Source organism: Bacillus yunxiaonensis (genome assembly GCF_037104695.1).
GTDB lineage: Bacteria > Bacillota > Bacilli > Bacillales > Bacillaceae_G > Bacillus_A > Bacillus_A yunxiaonensis.
This window is the reverse complement of record NZ_JBAWSV010000009.1, coordinates 11,820-29,752: the sequence shown is the minus strand read 5'-3', so window position 1 is coordinate 29,752 and position 17,933 is coordinate 11,820. Positions and strand designations below refer to the sequence as shown.

The 17,933-nt window shown below is 36.5% G+C and carries 14 protein-coding genes and 1 pseudogene; 7 read left to right on the top strand and 8 right to left on the bottom strand.

What is annotated here, in order from left to right:
• Nucleotides 1-125: 125 nt before the first annotated feature.
• Nucleotides 126-1,523 (bottom strand): amino acid permease, encoded by a 1,398-nt coding sequence (locus WAX78_RS20980; protein WP_336483969.1) that lies wholly within the window; start codon nucleotides 1,521-1,523, stop codon nucleotides 126-128.
• Nucleotides 1,524-1,895: 372 nt separating this feature from the next.
• Between WAX78_RS20980 and WAX78_RS20975 the strand changes: the two genes are divergently transcribed.
• Entirely contained in the window at nucleotides 1,896-3,188 is a 1,293-nt protein-coding gene (locus WAX78_RS20975; RefSeq protein WP_336483968.1) for an NCS2 family permease, read from the top strand.
• Nucleotides 3,189-3,248: 60 nt separating this feature from the next.
• On the opposite strand, the gene WAX78_RS20970 is transcribed toward WAX78_RS20975, so the two are convergent.
• The 7 genes from WAX78_RS20970 to WAX78_RS20940 all read right to left on the bottom strand — a co-directional run bounded on the left by WAX78_RS20970 (nucleotide 3,249) and on the right by WAX78_RS20940 (nucleotide 10,081).
• A complete protein-coding gene (locus WAX78_RS20970; protein ID WP_336483967.1) occupies nucleotides 3,249-3,686 on the bottom strand; it encodes a GNAT family N-acetyltransferase in 438 nt (145 codons plus the stop codon).
• Nucleotides 3,687-3,915: 229 nt separating this feature from the next.
• Nucleotides 3,916-4,140: a DUF4022 family protein gene (locus WAX78_RS20965; protein WP_336483966.1), complete on the bottom strand. Its 225-nt coding sequence runs from the start codon at nucleotides 4,138-4,140 to the stop codon at nucleotides 3,916-3,918.
• Nucleotides 4,141-4,605: 465 nt separating this feature from the next.
• On the bottom strand, nucleotides 4,606-4,917 hold the full coding sequence (qoxD, locus tag WAX78_RS20960) for a cytochrome aa3 quinol oxidase subunit IV (RefSeq protein WP_336483965.1): 312 nt from the start codon (nucleotides 4,915-4,917) through the stop codon (nucleotides 4,606-4,608).
• A 2-nt stretch (nucleotides 4,918-4,919) separates the two neighbouring features.
• Entirely contained in the window at nucleotides 4,920-5,522 is a 603-nt protein-coding gene (gene qoxC / locus WAX78_RS20955; RefSeq protein WP_336483964.1) for a cytochrome aa3 quinol oxidase subunit III, read from the bottom strand.
• Nucleotides 5,523-5,535: 13 nt separating this feature from the next.
• Nucleotides 5,536-7,470, bottom strand: coding sequence for a cytochrome aa3 quinol oxidase subunit I (qoxB, locus tag WAX78_RS20950; protein WP_336483963.1), 1,935 nt, complete (start codon nucleotides 7,468-7,470; stop codon nucleotides 5,536-5,538).
• A 33-nt stretch (nucleotides 7,471-7,503) separates the two neighbouring features.
• Nucleotides 7,504-8,379 carry a cytochrome aa3 quinol oxidase subunit II gene (gene qoxA / locus WAX78_RS20945; protein ID WP_336483962.1) on the bottom strand — a complete coding sequence of 292 codons (876 nt, stop codon included), beginning with the start codon at nucleotides 8,377-8,379 and terminating at the stop codon, nucleotides 7,504-7,506.
• A gap of 295 nt (nucleotides 8,380-8,674) precedes the next feature.
• Complete coding sequence (locus WAX78_RS20940) at nucleotides 8,675-10,081, bottom strand: amino acid permease (protein WP_336483961.1); 1,407 nt, start codon at nucleotides 10,079-10,081, stop codon at nucleotides 8,675-8,677.
• Between the two features lie 289 nt (nucleotides 10,082-10,370).
• Here WAX78_RS20940 and WAX78_RS20935 point away from each other — a divergent pair, with 289 nt between their 5' ends.
• The 6 genes and pseudogenes from WAX78_RS20935 (at nucleotide 10,371) to WAX78_RS20910 (ending at nucleotide 17,927) form a co-directional block, all read left to right on the top strand.
• A complete protein-coding gene (locus tag WAX78_RS20935; RefSeq protein ID WP_336483960.1) occupies nucleotides 10,371-11,120 on the top strand; it encodes a C39 family peptidase in 750 nt (249 codons plus the stop codon).
• Nucleotides 11,121-11,323: 203 nt separating this feature from the next.
• Nucleotides 11,324-12,776, top strand: a pseudogene (locus WAX78_RS20930) (RNA-guided endonuclease InsQ/TnpB family protein).
• A gap of 99 nt (nucleotides 12,777-12,875) precedes the next feature.
• On the top strand, nucleotides 12,876-14,051 hold the full coding sequence (locus tag WAX78_RS20925) for a M20 family metallopeptidase (RefSeq protein WP_336483959.1): 1,176 nt from the start codon (nucleotides 12,876-12,878) through the stop codon (nucleotides 14,049-14,051).
• A gap of 115 nt (nucleotides 14,052-14,166) precedes the next feature.
• A complete protein-coding gene (locus WAX78_RS20920; RefSeq protein WP_336483958.1) occupies nucleotides 14,167-15,636 on the top strand; it encodes a spore germination protein in 1,470 nt (489 codons plus the stop codon).
• Nucleotide 15,637: 1 nt separating this feature from the next.
• The gene (locus WAX78_RS20915) at nucleotides 15,638-16,756 is read left to right on the top strand and encodes a GerAB/ArcD/ProY family transporter (RefSeq protein ID WP_336483956.1); all 1,119 of its coding nucleotides are present in this window, start codon (nucleotides 15,638-15,640) and stop codon (nucleotides 16,754-16,756) included.
• Nucleotides 16,740-17,927 (top strand): Ger(x)C family spore germination protein, encoded by a 1,188-nt coding sequence (locus WAX78_RS20910; RefSeq protein WP_336483955.1) that lies wholly within the window; start codon nucleotides 16,740-16,742, stop codon nucleotides 17,925-17,927. Before WAX78_RS20915 ends, WAX78_RS20910 begins: the two co-directional genes overlap by 17 nt.
• Nucleotides 17,928-17,933: the final 6 nt, after the last annotated feature.

The following is a 17,933-nucleotide window of genomic DNA, read 5'->3' as shown; positions in this document are numbered from 1 at the left end:
TAATTTGAGAAGGAGAAAAAAGATGAAAATTATAAAAATTTCGTAAATTTACGGTGAATTTTTTTGAGAAATATTTTTTAGGTCCATAGAAAAACTCCCTTCCTCATGTGAGGAAGGGAGTAGCTTTACCCGATTCTTGAAGAAGATTTTTGAGTTTTATCTATTGTATGAAATCCTTTCATATAATAAACAGCAACTAAAGCGATAATCCAAATCGGTCCAACGATTAATGCGATACGTGTATCAGCAGAATATGCCATAACTCCTAATACTAAAACAAGGAAAGCGAGTGTAATATAAGAGCTAAGTGGATACAGTGGCAATTTATACGTTAATTTATTTTGTGCTTCCTGTGATAATCCTTTACGGAAGCGTAGCTGCGCAACTAAAATGACGCCCCAAGTCCAAATTGCTCCGAATGTTGAAATACTAGTTAGCCACGTAAATACTTTCGCAGGAACAAGGTAGTTTAAAACAACGCCTATTAATAATACGAAAGCTGTTGCTAAAACTCCTTTACTCGGAATGCCGTTTTTATTTAAACGGCCAAACTTTTCTGGTGCCTGTTTTTGCTGTGCTAATGTAAATAGCATACGGCCTGTACTAAAGAGACCACCATTACAAGAAGAAAGGGCAGCTGTTAATACAACAAAGTTAATAATTCCTGCTGCTTTCGCAATGCCGATTTGTTCAAACGTTAGTACAAATGGACTTCCTTTTTCGCCAATCTCATTCCATGGGTAAATCGCCATCATAACGAATAGAGCCCCTACATAGAAAATTAAAATGCGCCAAAAAACGTTATCGATTGCTTTAGATAATGTTTTTTTCGGATTTTCTGCTTCTCCAGCTGTTACACCGATTAACTCCACTCCTAAGTAAGCAAATAGTACCATTTGTAGAGAAAGAAGAAGACCAGAGAAACCATTCGGGAACCAACCACCGTGAGACCAAAGATTTGAAATTCCAGTCGCTACGCCGCCGTTTCCAAAACCAAATAGAATAATACCAGTACCAATTACAATCATACAGATAATTGTGACAATTTTAACTAGAGCAAACCAAAATTCAAGTTCTCCATACACTTTAACAGATAAAAAGTTTAATGCAGTCATTAATACGAGAGCAATTAAAGCCCAAATCCAACGTGGAATTCCAGGGAACCAATATTCCATATAAATACCTGCAGCTGTAATTTCTGCCATACAAGTAACAACCCATAAAAACCAATAATTCCAGCCTGTTATATAACCTGCTAATGGGCCTAAATAGTCATGTGCATATTTACTGAAAGAACCGGCAACAGGTTGTTCAATTGCCATTTCTCCAAGCGCCCGCATAATGAAAAAGATAGCAAGGCCTGCAATGATATAACCAAATAAAATGGATGGTCCTGCTAGTTTAATAGCAGAAGCGGATCCTAAAAATAATCCAACTCCAATAGCAGATCCAAGAGACATAAGTGTAATATGTCGTTGTTTTAATCCGCGATTTAAAGTGTCTGCTTTGTCTGTGTGCTTCATAGTAAACCTCCTTTATTATAAGAAAAAATAGTGTATTCGCTTACAAAGTGTCTAACTATTTAAAATTATAAAACATTTATTTCTGTTATGCTACAAAAAAAGACAATGTTTTCTGTACTATATCTTTAGAGTGTTAAACTTAATTTTAAAATTCGAACTATTAGTAAGTGTATTGACGGTCCTTTTTAGTAATTGATAAGATTAAGTATTATATTTTTTCGCGCAATAAAAGCCCGATTGGTGAGAGCTTTCCGTCAGTGGGGGATGAAGAAAAACCCCACTGACGGAAGTTTCACTTTATTGCTGTTAGAAGAAGTTAATTTGAGAAGGTAGTTATAATCATAATTTTATTAAGTAGGAAGGGTAACTAGTATGTTTCAATTAAAGAAATACAATACTTCTGTAAAGCAGGAGATTTTAGCGGGGATTACGACATTTTTCACATTTGCGTATATTCTTGTCATCAATCCGAAGATTTTGTCTGATGCAGGAGTACCGTTCGATCAAGCCTTTACGGCAACAATTATTGCAACAATTGTTGGAACATTATGTATGGCATTTTTGGCAAATTATCCAATCGTCATTGCACCAGCGATGGGAATGAATGCTTACTTTGCTTACTCTGTTGTTCAACAAGCAGAAGGTATTACATACGTTATTGCGTTTTCAGCTGTATTTTTGACAGGTATTATTTTTCTTTTACTTTCATTTACATCGTTTCGTCAAAAATTAATTGAATCTATTCCTGATAGTTTAAAGCATGCGATTGCAGCAGGAATTGGTTTGTTCATTGCGTTTATAGGGCTTCGGTTATCTGGTATTATCGTAGATCATCCTACAAACTTAGTTACCATTGGAAATTTTCATTCTCCCTCTGTTGTGCTAACGTTAATTGGTTTAGTGTTAGCTGCGATATTAATGGTATTAAACGTAAATGGTGCCCTGTTTATTAGTATGATTGTAACGGGAGTCATTGCCTTTTTTACAGGACAATTGAAGTTTAGCGATAAACTTGTAGCAGTTCCGCATTTACCAGAAGGGATGATTACATTTAATCCGATTCACGCTGTGACGGATGTAATTCACTACGGATTATATGGTATTGTTTTTTCATTTTTGCTTGTATTGTTATTTGATACAACAGGAGCATTGCTTGGGTTAATTAAGCAGGCGGGTTTAAATACGGATAATGCAGAAGGGCGTTTTGGAAAAGCATTTATTGCAGATGCAATTGGAGGCACGGTAGGGGCAATGTTTGGCACAAGTCCAACAGCAGCTACAATTGAATCTTCTGCTGGTATTGCAGCAGGAGGAAAGACAGGATTAACAAGTATTGTCGTTATTGGATTGACAATCATTACAGCTTTCTTGAGCCCTGTAATCGCATCATTATCAAGTGTAGCGGCAATTACAGCGCCTTCTCTTATTATTGTTGGCAGCCTTATGGCGCAAAATATTCGGGAAGTAAATTGGAATGACTTTGAAGATGCACTTCCAGCATTCTTTATCTTTGTTGGTATTCCACTCACATCAAGTATCGCGAACGGTATAGCACTTGGCTTCTTAATTTATCCGATTTTAAAAATTGTAAAAGGAAAAGGAAAGGAAGTACATCCGTTTCTTTATTTCTTTGCTATATTATTTGGGTGTCATTTGTTTTTATAATGAATTGCAAAAAAGAGCTTCTCTTAGGAGACGCTCTTTTTTTGTACATAATAAAATGGATTACAATATTTTGTACATTAATTTGTGTAATCCAATTGGAGGAATATCGAATATTTCACCATATTCTTGAAATCCTAATCGTGTATAATAATCTGCAACGGTGATTCTGGCGTTACACCATAGAAGCCTTGCATGGCGCTCTGTTAATATTGCTTCAGCGCTGTGGATTAATGTACTTCCAGCATGTTGTTTGCGGAAATTTTGTTCTGTGGCCATTCCTCGTAGACGATAATGAATGCCTTCTCCTAAAGAAGGATGTGTTTCGTAAGAAAAGGAAGCAATACTAATAAGCTTATGGTCCATAAATGCTCCAAGGTGAAAGGTACTTTCTTCATTATCAGAAGTATATTTACAGTCTTCTAAACTTTGATTAGGCCGTAAAATTTCGTGTCGAAGTGCATATGTTTGAGAGCAATCAATTCGTTTTATTTCTACCATACATATACCTCTCTTCTCTTATAGTATTAACGGATAGGAACAGCCCTTATTTCTAACTTTTATCGGGCAGTAGGACCCCCACCTTAAGGCTCAGAGAGAATCGAAGAAGATAGGTGGGTGATGACCCCCCCTGATGGAAGTTTCACTTTATAAGGGATTAACGAAGGGGATAGGATGAAATTTGCTCATATACTCCAATTGATTCGACTACTAATTAATAGCCATATGGTTAAAATTTTACCTTATCTGTAAGTTGTATAAAAAAATAAGCTGGTGCTACACAAAGTCCCAATACACTACTAGTTCCAATAATAAGAGAAAGTAAAATGCAAGAATACTTTACTCCGTTTGTTTTTTTCCACCCATAGCTCCAAATTTCAATGCTGAGCCCAATCAGAATAATTGCGACAAGTACTTCTCCGAGTAATAAAAGAGCTAAAGTTGATATTGACATGTCTGGACACTTCCTTAGTTATATATGATAGTAATATTTTACCATACATAAAAATAGAACTTAAGGAATATTGTGGATTTTCCATACAATTAAGGTTTTATGAATTAATTTCTTTCTAAAAAGAATAAAGTGAAACTGTCATTAGTGGGGAAGGGAAGTTATTGCCTATTACTACTCTAATATACTCCTTTTGAACCTGCTAAAAAGGGAGTATCTGCATGCTATAGATGAGATATTAATGATTTTGAAGAATGGGTACATTACCTAAGGAGAGCAGAAGACGCAGTGTTAAACCATTATATAAGTATTTAAGTTATCCCGCCATTTGCGGGCAGTAAGACTCCCGCTTCAAGACTCAGAGAGAAGCGAAGAAGAGAGGTGGGGGATGAAGAAAACCCTCACTGTATGGAAGTTTCACTCTATATAAAAAAGCCTGCTGAGACATTGTCCCAACAGACTTTTGAATTACATAGAGAAGAAAATCCAAACCGTACCAACAACAGTTACTATAGCGATGAAGAAGCTGAATATTACTGCTATTGTTTGTGTTACGCCTTCTCCTTCTTTTAAGTGCATAAACATAATTAATTGTAATGCTGCTTGTGCCAATGCCATTGCAATAATGCTTGTTAAGATTGTTGAAAGTGGCAAACTTGTATATAACGCTACGTATACAGCAAGGAACGTTAATGCAAGTGATAAAATAAATCCGAAAACGTGTGACCATGGAAACCCGCTATGAGCGTGTTGATTTGCTTGTGTATTGTTTTGTCCCATTATTACGCCACCATCCCGTTCAAGTAAACTAGTGTGTAAATGAAGATCCAAACAACATCAAGGAAATGCCAGTACAAGCTGATAATAAATACTTTACGTGCTGTAACTGGTGTTAGTCCTCGTTTTAAAATTTGGATAATAACACAAGTTGCCCAGATGATACCACCCGTTACGTGGGCACCGTGCGTTCCAAGTAGAACGAAGAATGCCGATAAGAAACCACTTGTTTGAAGTGTAGCACCATGGCTTACGTACATCATGAATTCTTCAATTTCCATGTAAAGGAAACCTGCACCCAATAGTAATGTAAGGATAAACCAAACGAGCATAGCATTTTTGTTTTCTTTACGCATTTCATGAATTGCAATTCCGCATGTGAAACTACTTGTTAAAAGTAAAAGTGTTTCAATCATAACAGGCTTTAATTCAAAAATTTGTGCTGCTGTCGGTCCGTCTGCGGAACGACCAGCTAATACTAGGTAAGAGGCGAAAAGTGTTGCGAACAGCACGATTTCAGCCCCAAGGAAAATCCAGAACCCTAAAATATTCAATCTGCTTTGTTCAGATTGATATTCTAGAGGTAAGCTCTTATCTAAAGCCGCCATTTCGTTTCACCTCTCATGCAACATGTTCTGTCTTTTTAATTTCATCTACGCTAACGTAGTATCCGTCGTCGTAATCAAACGAGCGCCAAATCATACAAGCTAACATACCAATACCGCCGATAATAGCTAACGTGAACCAGCTAAATACTAATGCAAAACCAGCAAGGCCGATGAAGCAAGACATGATAAGTGGAACACCTGAATTGCTCGGCATATGAATTGGTTTTAATTCTTCAGGTTTTGGTGCAATAGTTTCACCGTTTTTCTTCATTTCCCAGAATACATCGCTATGCTTAATTTCTGGGATTTTTGCAAAGTTGTAATGTTGTACAGGAGATTGTGTTGCCCATTCAAGTGTACGGCCATCCCAAGGATCTCCAGTTAAGTCACGTTCACCATGACGAATGCTGTAAACTACGTTGTAGCATAATAAGAGAAAGCCAATACCCATCATTACTGCACCGACAGATGCGATTTGGTTTAATAAGCCCCATCCAAGGTTTGCAGAGTATGTGTACATACGACGTGTCATACCATCTAAACCTAGGAAGTACATTGGGAAGAAACAAATGTTAAATCCGCTCATAAAGATCCAGAATGTCCATTTACCAATGCGTTCATTTAGCATATGACCAGTCATTTTTGGATACCAGAATGTAAATCCAGCAAGCATCGCAAATACTGTACCTGCGATTAATACGTAATGGAAGTGAGCAACTAGGAAGTAGCTGTTATGGTACTGATAGTCAGCTGCTGCCATCGCAAGCATAACACCCGTAACTCCACCAATTACGAAGTTTGGAATAAACGCCAATGACCAAAGCATTGGAACTGTAAAACGAATACGACCTTTATAAAGTGTAAACAACCAGTTAAAGATTTTAACACCGGTCGGAATTGAAATCGCCATTGTTGAAATCGAGAAGAACGAGTTAACTGATGGTCCTGCACCCATTGTAAAGAAGTGATGGAGCCATACAAGGCCACTTAAAACTGAGATAGCAACCATTGAGTAAACCATCGCGCTATATCCGAATAGACGTTTACGCGAGAATGTACTTATGATTTCAGAGAAAATACCGAATGCCGGTAAAATAACGATATATACTTCAGGGTGACCCCATACCCAGAATAAGTTCGCCCAAAGCATTGGCATACCTTCGCTCGCCATCGTAAAGAAGTGAGCATCAAATAGACGGTCAAATGTCATTAATGCAAGAGCAACTGTTAATACTGGGAAAGCAAAGATAATGATTACACATGTGATTAAAATAGACCATGTAAACATTGGCATTTTCATTAACTTCATGCCTGGTGCACGCATTTTTAAGATCGTAACAAGGAAGTTAATCCCTGTCATCAGCGTACCGAGACCGGCAATCTGCAATGCAATTGAATAATAGTTGTTTCCTACGCCCTGGCTAAACTCTTTACCAGCCATCGGGAAGTATGATGTCCACCCTGCGTCTGGAGAACCACCAATAACGAAGGAGATGTTAAATAACATAGCACCTACGAAAAATAACCAAAAACTTAAGGAATTTAGGTAAGGGTATGCAACGTCACGTGCCCCGATTTGAAGAGGTACAACAACGTTCATAAGTCCCATAACAAATGGCATTGCCATGAAAAGAATCATAACAGTACCATGTGTTGTAAAAATACCGTTGTAGTGTTCAGCATTTAAATAAGTTGTGTCAGGAAACGTTAATTGGGCACGCATCATTAATCCGTCCATACCGCCGCGGAACAGCATTAAAATTGCTGAAATGATATACATGACCCCAATTTTCTTATGGTCAACAGAAGTTAACCACTCATCCCAAAGCCATCTCCATTTTTTGTACTTTGTTAGCACAAAAATGATTCCTAACGTCACAAGAACGATAGATGCATCCGCTCCGTATAGAATCGGATCGCCTGTGACAAAAAATTCATCAAGCTTCACTATATTCACTCCAATCTGTTGGAATAGTCGTTATTACTTTTTGTTTTTGTAGTAGTTGTAATCACAATATTCAAGTGATTTTGGATCTACATATTTTAAATGGTTGCTAGAGAACGACATACGCCCTACTACACCTGGTTCAACAATTTCTTTATATTTGTTTTCTGATAATTTAGGGGCAGTTTGTTGTACTTCTTTTACCCACTTGTTATAGTCATCTTTTGTTTTAGCTTCAAGTTCAAACTCCATGTCAGTAAATCCTTTACCAGAGAAGTTTGCACTACGTCCAGTGTAAGAACCTGGTTTATCAGCTTGTAGGTATAAGTCCATGACCATACCATCCATGTTGTACTTCATTCCACCAAGCTCTGGGATCCAGAAAGCATTCATTGGACCAACAGAAGTTAACTTAAATTGAATTGGAACACCTGCTGGTACATTTAAATAGTTAACGGTTTCAATTCCTTCCTCAGGATAACTGAATAACCATTTCCAGTTAGCAGATGTAACGTAAATTTCTACAGGTTTTATATTTTTTGTTTGCTCCGGTGGCTTTTCCGATGCATATGTTGCTTTTACTGTCGGGATTGACAATGCAATCACGATGATAACAGGGAAAATAGTCCAGATAACTTCTAAAAGAGTATTACCATGTATATCAGGTGGCTCATAGTCCATATTCTCTGGTTTTTCACGGTAACGAATTAAAATAACTGTAAACAGGACGAATACGACTACAATAATTACAGACATCAGTATGAGCGACCAAATAATTAAATCATACTGCGTTTTTGCAACAGGTCCTTGTGGATTTAATACAGCAATTTTTTTGTCGCATCCACCGAGGAACAAGAGTAATGATAGTGGAAGAAGTGAAGCCAACTTCCAAAATTTTTTTTTCAGTTGCACGATTGAAAATCTCCTTTCTCCTTGGATTGAAACTATGCCAATAAAACAATATAAACCTATTAATTTATAGTTGGCAATAGTTTTTAAGATATTGTTAAAAAATAGACACAAATGCACAGTTTTTACGATGAAAAACTTTTGTAACTTGCTAACATTGTAAACTATTTTTGATGCCATATCGCGATTTTTAAAATTTTAAGATAAATAAAGTTATACCAGGATATCCAAAAAATAGAAAAAAGCTATCTTATAATAAGTAAAGATAGCTGAATATTTTATATATTTAGTTTACTCCTCATGAGACATTTTTTTGCTGCTCAAATGTGACAATTTTTTTATATTTTACTTTATAAAAAATGTAACAAATAATCATGAATGGAATGCCGCAATATAAAGCAATACGTTGATCTGGAATAAACGCTAAGCTTATAAATGTAATGAAGTTTAACGAGAACGCTGCAATAGGAACAAGCGGATATAGCGGCGCACGATATTTTAAGTCTCGTATATCCCCGCCGTTCTTAATAAATTCTCTTCTAAAGAAAAATTGAGATGCAGCAATGGACATCCAAACAACGACAGCTGCCATGGCCGCAATCGATGTTAATACTAAAAAGACTGTATCAGCGGCAAATACACTTGTTAACAGAGAAAGACCGGCAAAGATTAAGCTGAAAATTAAGGCATTAATCGGTACCCCTTTTTTCGTTAATTTTGTGAAACGCGGACTTCCCATTCCTTGTTTTGCCATCGCCCACAGCATACGAGAGTTTGCGTATAAACCAGAGTTTGCTACCGATAATACAGCTGTAATAATGACAAAGTTCATAATGTCTGCTGCATATGGGACTCCAGCTGTGTCAAAAACGAGTACGAACGGGCTTTCTACAAGATTTGCTTCTTGCCATGGTAATAATCCTACGACTACAGAAATGGCAAGAACGAAAAAGAAAAGTGTTCGCCAAATTGTACTTTTTATAGCACGTGGTATTGTTATTTCCGGCTGCTTACTTTCACCCGAAGCAATACCAATTAATTCTGTTCCTTGAAACGCATAGTTAACGGTAATCATTGTCAGAAGAACAGCTGGAAGTCCATTTGGAAATAATCCGCCATTTCCTGTGAAGTTATGGAACATCGGTGCCGGCTTACCGTTAAAGTCTAATACACCAAACATAACAGCGCCGCCGAGTAGAATAAAAAGAATAATTGTTATTACTTTAACACTTGCAAACCAAAACTCAGCTTCAGCATACGCACGCGCAGATGAAGCGTTTACAATAAAGAGTATGGCTGCAAATATAACACACCATATCCAAGATGAAACATCTGGAAACCAGCGCTTCATTAAAATACTGACAGTCGTTAATTCAACTCCGACGGTTACAGCCCAGTTTAGCCAATACATCCATCCAACCACAAATCCAAAACCAGGTGAAATATATCGGCTAGCATAGCTTTGGAAAGAGCCGGCTTCAGGCATTGCAACTGTTAATTCGCCAAGACAAAGCATCGTTAAATACATAACAAATCCGCCGACTAAATAGGCAAGAATGGCTCCGCCAGGTCCAGCATTGTGAACAGTTTGTCCAGATCCCATAAATAATCCGGTTCCGATAACTCCTCCTAGAGCAATCATGAAGAGGTGTCTGCTTTGCATTGTACGTTTTAGTTCATTTGACTGCTTCTCCTTTTGTATCATATACCCCTCACCTCATATTTTTTAGTTAAAATCACAATGAAAACTGCTAGTGAATTCGCTTATCTTTATTGAAGAAATTTCACTATATTAAGCATATTTCATTCTAACAAAATATTCTGAAATTGTATATTAAAAAATCTTTTTATTTTAAAAAGTAAGAATTTTACGTCGATATCCTAAAATCACAATTCGTAGAATCATTCTAGTAAACTAGTGAAAACAACGGTACAATAAAGAGAGTATTATTTTGGGAAATGTAAGAAAATAATTATGTAATGGAGTTAGATATATGTTTAGGATAATGAAATACATATGTATTTTAGGAGTTGGAGTTCTTGTCGGTGCGGCATGCAGTAAGGATGTTATGGGAGTATTTGAAAAAGGAAAAAATAAAATTTTTCAAAAAACTGAGGAACTTCGCTTAGACTTTTCATATGAAATGAAAGAGCAAGTGATGATTGAAAATGTGCCATTTATAAAGCAACTTCCTGAATTAGAAAGAGGTTGTGAAGTAACAAGTTTAGCAATGTTACTGCAATATAACGGAATTCAAGTTGACAAAATGAAGCTTGCAAATGAAATTACACGTGTACCGTTTGAGGCAAATGGTTTGCGAGGAAATCCTCATGAAGGATTTGTAGGAAATATTTATACAAAGTCTGAACCAGGTTACGGGGTATATCATCAGCCGATTTTTCAATTAGCGCAAAAATATGTTCCAGATAAAACAATTGATTTAACAGGAAGAGATATAAAAGATATATATAAAGTGCTTAGTGCTGGTTCACCGGTATGGGTTATTGCTAATACAACTTTTCAGCCGCTAGATGAAGGAAGCTTTGAGACTTGGAATACAAATGCTGGAGAAGTAAAGGTTACATATTATGAACATAGCGCTGTTATTGTCGGTTATGATCAAAATTTTGTATATATAAATGATCCGTTGGCAAACAACCCGCGTAAAGGTATTCCGCGCGCTCAATTTGAAAAGGCGTGGGAACAAATGGGGAAACAGGCGATTACTATTCTAAAAAAATAAAAAGCTATCAAATTTGATAGCTTTTTATTTTTTTCATCGGAAAATGGGTAAAAAACCCCATCTCCAAAACGTGCAGGGCATAGCTAAGTTTAAGGTGGGATTGAACTGCCATTGCATTCGTAAAAATATTTTTGTATCAATACGAATGTACGTTCCTTTTTGTTGTTTTGTAGTATCATAAAGGAAAGAAGGAGGTGAAAATTATGATGAAAGAAAAAGAATATGCAACCTATCAAATTTGGATTAAGAAAGGTCACAAATTGCACGCCTACTTCATGGAAATGTGCCAAAATGCAAAAAATCTCTACAATACAACAAACTTCTATATTCGCCAAGTGTATACGGCTTTACGTACTGATCAACCATTACAGCCACTTCAACAAGAAGTTCTCCATATATTCCAAACACATATTGAAACCATGAATGAAAATCAACTTCGTGCGTACCAAAAACGCGTGCAAAAACAGAAAGAAAAACCTGTGGAAGAGCGAAAAGAAATGAAATGTAACTTCTTTACATTACCGACAAAGGAGAAGTCGTTCCTATCGTATCATTTCTTAGATTGCTTGTTTAAAACAATGAAACAACAAGATTATATGAACTTGCCAGCGCAAACGAATCAAGCGGTCATGAAAAAACTCTATCAAAACTGGAAATCATTCTTTGCTACCATCAAGGTATACAAAAAACATTCTTCCACTTTTACTGGCAGACCTCGCATTCCAAAATATATCAAATCATCTATGGCAGAAGTTGTATTTACGAATCAAGCGTGTAAACTCCAAGAGAATTACATTCGTTTTCCAAAAACAAGCATGAAATTAAATATCGGTAAATTGTTTGGGCATATCGAAAATCTGAAGGAGGTACGCGTTTCCCCTGCTTATGGGAAGTTTAAAGTGGCAATTGTGACAGAACAATCTGAGTCAGCACCTGAGCATGTCGACAATAATCGCTATATGAGTATTGATTTAGGGATCAATAACATTGCAACTATCACAACGAATACAGGGGGCTACTCCTGTGTTAGTAAAGGGCAATGTCATCAAAAGTATCAATCAATACTATAACAAGCAAAAGGCACATTTGCTGGGGATTCTTCGTCATGGGAAAGAACCAAAAGAAGGACCACACACATCAAACCGTTTAGAGAAGCTTCATGAGAAACGGTTTCTCAAAATAAAAGATATCTTCCATAAAATGAGTCACCACATTGTTCAGATAGCGATTCAACAAGAAATCTCTACGATTGCGATTGGAAAAAATACATCATGGAAACAAAACAGTAAGATGGGGGAACGACAAAATCAATCATTTTGTCATGTCCCACATAATTTACTCATTGAAATGATCATCTATAAGGCAAAACGAAAAGGTATTGCTGTACAAGTTGTAGAAGAATCGTATACAAGCAAGGCATCCTTCCTAGACAATGACGTGATACCAACTTATGGTGAGGAAGATATTCCTATATTCAGTGGAACACGTATCAAACGTGGCTTGTACCGTACGAAAGAGAACAAACTACTGAACGCAGATGTGAATGGTGCCTATAACATCTTAAAAAAAGCAGTTCCAAAGGCGTTTGCTGATGGAATAGAGGGGTTGTGCCATCGGGCAGCTGTGTCAACTCCACTCGTGTTAAGCATCTCTTGAAGGTGATACACGAGAAACCCCCACTTTAAGATCCGAATGAGATAAGTGGCGGGAGTTTTCATAATAACAGGTAATGTAGTGGAGAAAGGATGATTGTATATGGATATTATACAAGAAGCATCTATTTCGAAAGAGCAGCTTATTCAATGGAGAAGACATTTTCATATGTATCCTGAGCTCTCTTATCGTGAAGAAAAAACATCTCAAACAGTTTATGACATACTGCAAACATTTCCTCATTTAGAAGTTTCACGTCCAACGCAGTATAGTGTGATGGCAAAATTGGTTGGTAAACAGCCAGGAAAAACAATTGCGCTTCGTGCTGACATGGATGCACTCCCTATTGAAGAAGAGAATAAGTTTGATTTTATTTCTAGATATCAAGGGGTTATGCATGCGTGTGGACATGATGGACATATTGCGATGTTACTTGGTACGGCATACACACTTTCACAAAAACGGGATCAAATTCAAGGGGAAATCCGTTTTTTGTTTCAACATGCTGAGGAGAACTTTCCGGGCGGTGCACAGGAAATGGTTGACGCTGGTGTTATGGAAGGAGTCGATTATATTATCGGCGCACACCTTTGGGCACCACTGGAAGTTGGAAAAATTGGGGTTGTGTATGGTCCGGCAATGGCTGCTCCTGATGCGTTTTCGATTACGATTGTTGGGAAAGGCGGACATGCTGGGATTCCGCATGAAACGATTGATAGTATTGCAATTGGTACGCAAGTTGTTTCTCAATTACAACAAATTGTTTCCAGGCTTACTAACCCGTTAGATTCATTAGTGTTATCTGTAACACAGTTTCACGCAGGGACAACTCATAATGTAATTCCTGACAGTGCGACAATTGGGGGAACAGTAAGAAGTTTACGAAATGAACTTCGGAAGCAAACAGCAGAGCGAATTGAGAAAATTGTAAAATGTATTACAGAAGCATACGGGGCATCTTATACATTTACATACGAATACGGATATCGCCCAGTTGTAAATGAAGAGAATGTAACAAGGCATATAGAAAATACAGCATTGCAACTTTTAGGAAGAGAACACGTTGTTCATTTACAGCCGACGATGGCTGGAGAAGATTTTTCGGCGTTCTTACAAAAAGCCCCCGGTACATTTTTCTTTATAGGGGCTGGAAATCACGAGAAGGGAATTATCCACCCTCATCATCATCCGCGTTTTACAATTGATGAGGATGCCTTGCCGATTGGTGTAGAGATATTTGTTTCGTCTGTTTTAAATTTCATGAGAAACAGAGAATAAAATAGTGTTTTATTTGAGTTATCCAGCTACTAACGGATAACTCTTTTTGTATATATTTGTTTGAAGTGGAGAAATATAACTACAACATTTTGAGAAAGAAAGTTAGGTGATAAAGATGATTCAATTAGATGCTAACTTATCGAAAATTACGAATGAAATTCGAGAAAAGTTAGATTCACCTAATGACTTAACTGTACGTGAATTTTCTCTTTCAGGAACGAATGATCGGTGTGCAGTTATATTTTTATGCGGACTAAGCAATAAAGACATGATTTATCGTTTTGTTATTCGACCATTGCAGTATGAAGATATTCCTAAACAAGCTCCGATCATTCAAACGTTAATCGATCAATTTTTGTCAGTTGGAGAAGTGAGTATTGCAAAGACATTTCCGGATGTTATGAATGCGCTATTAGCAGGCGATACAATTGTGCTACTAGATGGTATTCCTTCTGCAATGATTGTAAATTTCCGTGAATGGGAGAAACGAAGTCTCGATTCACCATCTACGGAGACAATCATTCGAGGGCCTAATTTAGGATTTATTGAAGATGTGAATGTAAACAAAATGTTGATTCGGCGTCACATCCGTGACCCGCAATTACGTTTTTATTCCTATATTATGGGGAAACGTTCACAGAAGGAAGTAACATTAGTTTACATTGAAGATATTATTAATCCTTATATTGTAAAAGAATTAAACCGGAGACTTCAGTCTATTGAAACAGATATTATTTTTGAGACAGGAACGATTGAACAACTCATACAAGATAATAATTTGTCTCCTTTCCCTCAATTTTTAAATACAGAAAGACCAGATAACGTCGCAGCTTCACTTGCAAAAGGGAAAGCAGCTATTTTAGTAGATGGTTCTCCATTTGCACTTATTGCTCCAATGGTAATGATTGATATATTTCAATCGCCTGAAGATCACTATGAACGTTGGATGATTGGAACGTTGTTAAGAGGACTTCGAATGTTAGCGGGCACGATTGCAATTTTATTACCGGCTATGTATGTAGCTCTTGTTTCTTATCATCAAGGGCTTATTCCCTCTACTCTTGCATATTCAATTGCTGGAGCAAGAGAAGGTGTTCCGTTTCCAGCGTATATTGAAGCGCTCATAATGGCTTTTACAATGGAACTGATTCGTGAAGCTGGAATTCGTCTTCCGAAGCCGATGGGGCAAACGATTGGTATTGTAGGAGGTCTTGTTATTGGAGAAGCTGCTGTAAGTGCCGGTATTGTAAATCCGTTTCTTGTCATTATTATTGCGGTCACGGCCGTAGCTACATTTTCATTGCCGGTATATAGCATTACAATTACTTTTCGTATTTTATTGTTTGCGTTTATGTTAGCTGCCACAGTCTTTGGTTTGTATGGAATTATTTTAGGGTTAATTGCCTTAGCAATTCACATCGTAAATTTAACGAGTGTTGGAGTACCATATTCTGCACCGATTACACCTGCTTTTTATAAAGATTGGAAAGAAGAGGTTGTACGTTTGCCTAAAGCAATGTTGAAAGAAAGACCGGAGTACTTACAACCAAAGGATAAAACATTGCGTTCAAAGGAGAGGGGATGAAGTGAAGCCATTTGAGTATGGAGATGAAGAAATTGGTACTCGTGAACTCACGTTTGCTGTATCTTCTACTATTATTGGTACAGGTGCACTTGCCATGCCGCGTGTTATGGCGACTCATGCGCTTTTTGCGGATGGATGGATTCTTTTACTCTTAAGTGGGTTAATATGTACTTGTTTTGCGTGGCTTATCATGAAGGTTGCCATTTTATTTCCGAAACAAAATTTTGTTCAATATACGAGCGTGCATTTAACGAAGCCTATTACTTATCTTATCTGTTTTATTTTAATGCTAACATTTATGGGAATTACGGCTTATGAAGCGCGAACAATTTCTATTATTTCTCAAACCTATTTATTTAGTGATACACCTGTTCAGCTTTTGTCTTTTTTTTATTTGCTCGTTGTTATTTATGGCGTTTGTGGATCTAGGGCAGGATTAATAAGGCTTAGTGTTCTATTTTTACCCATTGTTTTTATTGCTATTATTTTGTTATCGCTGCTAAATGTTAATTTAATGGAATTTGAAAGTTTATCCCCATTTTTTCAAACTAAAATGAGTAAATATATGGGTGGAATCAGAGAATCTGCCTTTACGTTTATTGGATTCGAAGTAGGTTTTTTCTATGCTGCTATACTAAAGTCAACTAAAAACGCCCCTATGGCAGCGGCAAAAGGGGTTATGATTACTGTTTTATCCTATATATTAATTTATATTACTTGTATAAGTGTATTTACTTATTTAACGACTAGTACTTTAACATATCCAACGATTGAACTTGGAAAAGAAATTGAAATCGGGGGAGGTTTTCTAGAGAGATTTGATGCAATCTTTTTTATAACATGGATTATTACTGTTTTTAATACAACTGCATTGTATTATGATGTTGCTATTTTTTTATTTTGTGCAATGTTTCCTGCAATAAAAAAACATACGTTTATTTTTATTAGTGCACCTATCATTTATATTGTGAATAATATTCCAGGTAATTTGGATGTGATAAGTAAGTATGGTACATATTTAGCTTGGGTTGACATGTCTATTATGTTTGTTGTTCCTCTTCTCATTTTTATTTTCTATAAAATAAAAGGAGGGGGGAATAAAAATGAACCTTCTTCTTAAAAAAATGAGTTGTCTGTTTTTGATTTTACTTATAAGTGGCTGCTCTGAACGGCAGGAAATTGAAGAAAGAGGGTTTGTTGTTGGTGTTGCATTAGACCGGGCAACGAATAAGGGAGAAAAAAGTGAAACGATAACTTCCAAGCTTTCCCCTCTTATAAAAGGAACGTATCAAATTGTATTGCCTAGTTCTTTAATGCAACAGGGAAGTAAAACATCAAGTAAAGAAAATTACATTAATATTAATGCAACGGCTGATAGTGTATTTGCCCAAATTCGGATTATCTCTAAGAAAATAAGTCGGTCCTTATTCTTTCCTCATATAGAAGCGCTTATTTTTTCTGAGGACTTATTGAAAAAACCTTTCGTTTTAGAAGATACATTAGATGTATTTTTTCGTGATCATGAGATGCGAAGAAATATTCGGATCTTTATTTCAAAAGGAAGAGCGGAAGAAATTTTAAAGCAGAGTGCAAAACCAGAAAATTTACCATCCAAATACGTAAGTATGATATCAAATCATGCGCAGAAAAATGCCCAAATGTTAGAAGCAGTTCGAATTGGTGAGTTACAAGAAAAAATGTCTGCTGATAGAAGTTTTGTTCTTCCTGTCTTAGGACTAACTCGGCAGGGAATTAAAATGGAAGGAGCAGCTGTATTTCGTGGAAAAGATACTAAATTTGTAGGTAGTCTAAATGGGATGGAAACATTAGGACTAAATTATATTGTTGGAAAAAAAGTAGGGGGCTTTTTTAAAATAAAAAAGGGAAATCAGCTTATTGTATTTGAAATTCGTGGGATGCGTCGGAAAATCCACACATTCTTAACAAACCCTACAAAGCCTAAATTTGTAATTGATGTATATTTAGACGGAACATTAGCAGAAGTGTATTTAAGGAAAGATAATAAAGCGATGAGTTCTGAAGAAATTAGTAAATACCTTGCCAGTGAAATTGAAAAACAGATACAAAAAACAATTAAGATTGTCCAAAAAGATTTAAAAGTAGATGCATTTGGATTAGGAGAATATTATAAGCGTCAAAATTATAAGCAATGGATAAAAATTAAAAAAAATTGGGATCAAGGTCAAAATTTTTTTAGTACAAGTAACATTATTGTTCGTGTGCATCCAAGTATTGAACATACAGGATCTGTGTTACCAGTAAGAAGGTGAGTAAAG